At 68.9% G+C, this 2,667-nt stretch carries 3 protein-coding genes; all 3 read right to left on the reverse strand.

All coding sequences use genetic code 11. From position 1 onward, the window contains the following. Nucleotides 1-701: pirin family protein (locus tag OOT08_RS07145; protein ID WP_325091908.1), on the reverse strand; the 701-nt coding region annotated here is incomplete at its 3' end. A gap of 158 nt (nucleotides 702-859) precedes the next feature. Then, complete coding sequence (cls, locus tag OOT08_RS07150) at nucleotides 860-2,347, reverse strand: cardiolipin synthase (RefSeq protein ID WP_325091909.1); 1,488 nt, start codon at nucleotides 2,345-2,347, stop codon at nucleotides 860-862. A gap of 67 nt (nucleotides 2,348-2,414) precedes the next feature. Next, nucleotides 2,415-2,618: a hypothetical protein gene (locus tag OOT08_RS07155; RefSeq protein WP_325091910.1), complete on the reverse strand. Its 204-nt coding sequence runs from the start codon at nucleotides 2,616-2,618 to the stop codon at nucleotides 2,415-2,417. Between the last annotated feature and the right edge of the window lie 49 nt (nucleotides 2,619-2,667).

Genomic DNA, 2,667 nt, shown 5'->3' on the forward strand with positions numbered 1-2,667 from the left:
TGGTGCTCGGGCACGGCCTCGCCGCCGAAGGTCATTTCGCCCGCGTCCAGGAGCACGGCGTGCTCGTGCGCCGGGTCGATGGGCAGGCTCAGCGAGCCCCCCGGCGGCAGCAGGATCTCGGCCCCGATGAGCGGGGTACGCCCGGTCGCGGTGGCCCGGATCCCGTCGAGCTCACCGATGAACACGGTCACGGTCGCGTCGGCGGGGCCGGCGTCCCGCTGCGCCGTCGCGGCAATCGTGTGCGAGAAGTCGGGATCGCTCAGCCGATCGGCCTCGGGCAGGAGGGTCCAGAGCTGCACCCCGTGCAGCACGGGCTCGGCCTCGGTCGAGACCTCGCTGTGGCTGATGCCGCGGCCCGCGCTCATCAGGTTCATCTCGCCGGGGCGGACCAGCTGGTGGCTGCCGAGTGAGTCGCGGTGCTCGATCTCACCGCGGAACAGCCAGCTCACGGTCTGCAGCCCGGTGTGCGGGTGCGGGGGCACGTGCATCCCCCCGGTGGCGGAGACGTCGTCGGGGCCGTAGTGGTCGAGGAAGCACCAGGCGCCGACCGTGAAGCGGGTCTTGTGCGGCAGGGTGCGGCGCACGTTCATCGCGCGCACGCCGCCGAGGGGCACCTGGCGCGCCTCGATCAGTTCGAAGCCGCACTCCCGGGTGTCCGTGGCCCCGGCCTCGCGGACGCGCTCGGCGGGCGTGTGTTCCATGTCGCTCATCGGGTCCCCCATCTTGCTCGCTTCCACCCTACGACGCGGCCCCGGCGATCACCAGCCACCTCGCCCCACCCCCGCTGCGAGCGGGGCTCACCCGCGCGGCGACGCCCCGGAACATCCGAACACCTGCCGCCGCGGGGACCTGCCCCGAGTTATTGCAGGGCCGAGGTGAGCCGGGCCAGGTTGTCGAGGAGCTGGGACCGGAGGGGCTGGGCGAGCCACTCCTGCAGGGTGAGTTCCCGGGAGTTTTCCCGGTACCAGTCGCTCACCTCGTTGAGCTCCCGGACGAAGCTCTCGCCGTGCACCATCATGGAGACCTCCATGTTCAGGCTAAAGGAGCGCTGATCCATGTTGCTCGACCCGATCACGGCGACCGAATCATCGATCGTGAAGTGCTTCGAGTGCAGGATGTACGGCGGGCGGAACATGAAGATGCGCACCCCGGCGCGCAGGATCTCCTCGTAGTAGGAGCGCTGCGCGTGATACACCACGGGCTGATCGCCGATCTCGGAGACGAAGAGCTCGACGGCAACCCCCCGGGAGGTCGCGGCCTGCAGGGCGTGCATGATCGAGGAGTCCGGCACGAAGTAGGGGCTCGTGATGCTGATCCGGTCCCGCGCGTTGTACAGCAGGGAGACGAACAGCTGCAGGTTGTTCTCGGTCGCGAAACCCGGGCCGCTCGGCACCACCTGGCATTCCAGGTGCGAGTCGAGGTGCCGCTCCGGCGGCTCCCACAGGTCCGAGACCCAGTTCACGAGCAGCTCATCGGTCTCCGAGTACCAGTCGCCCAGGAACACGGCGTTGAGCCCGAAGACCACGGGGCCCTCCACCCGGACCATCAGGTCCTTCCAGTGCAGCCCCCGGCGCCGGTTCCGGGACTTGTTATAGGAGGAGTCGATCATGTTCTGCGACCCCATGAAGCCGACCCGGCCGTCCACGACGAGGATCTTGCGGTGGTTGCGCAGGTCCGGGCGCTGGTACTCACCGCGCCAGGGGCGCACGGGCAGCATGAAGGACCACTCCACCCCGATGTCGTCCAGCTTCCGGTACGTGCGGATGGAGCCGGGCGAGCGCACCGAGGCGACGTGATCGAGCAGCACCCGCACGACCACGTCGCGCCGGACCGCCTCGGCCATCGCGGCAAAGAAATCCTCGGTCGTGGAGTCGTAGGCGAGGATGTAGAACTGCACGTGCACGTACTTCTTTGCGGCGCGCACCGCCTGCGCCATCTGCGCGATCGAGTCGGCGTAGTCCAGGTACAGGGCAACGGCGTTCCCGCCGAGCAGGGGCTGCGCGCCGAGGTTCTGGCCGAGGGCGACCACGTTCGAGAGCCAGGGCGGGCCGACAACCGCGTCCCGGGTGATCGCGAGCTCGTTACCCTCGGCGACCTCGGCGATGAGCCGGTTAATCTCGTTCTGCTTGCGGACCCGCTTGCGGGGCAAGCGCCGGCTGCCGATCACGAGGAAGAGCAGGATCCCCGCGGTCGGCACCAGGAAGATCGCGAGCAGCCAGGCCATCCCGGCCGTGGGCTTTCGGTTGCGCGGCACGACAAAGAGCGCGACGATGCGGATCGCCATGTCGACGACGAGAAGGGTGATGGCTCCGATGAGGGGCCAGTCGAGCCTCTCGAACCAGTTCACCGCCGCATCTTTCGAGCCATAGGCCCGATCTTACTGTGCGGCGCGGCCGGGCGGCGTGTTGCGGGCGCTACTGGGCGTTGGCGCCGCCCGGAGCGGCCTCGCCCTTGGGGGGCAAACCGAGCTTCGCGCGCTCCTCGGCCTCGACCTTGCTGTAGGCGGCGCGCTCGTTGCGGTCCGTGCGCAGGATCAGCCGGATCAGGAAGAAGAAGAACAGCCCGAGCATCGCCGTCGGGGTAATCGCCCACAGGGCCGCGCTCAACCATTCGTTCATGACGCCAGTGTATCAACTCCGCGGCGGATGCTCCTGTGCGTCCCCTCCA

It is taken from the genome of Leucobacter sp. M11 (assembly GCF_035726885.1).
GTDB lineage: Bacteria > Actinomycetota > Actinomycetes > Actinomycetales > Microbacteriaceae > JAPFRB01.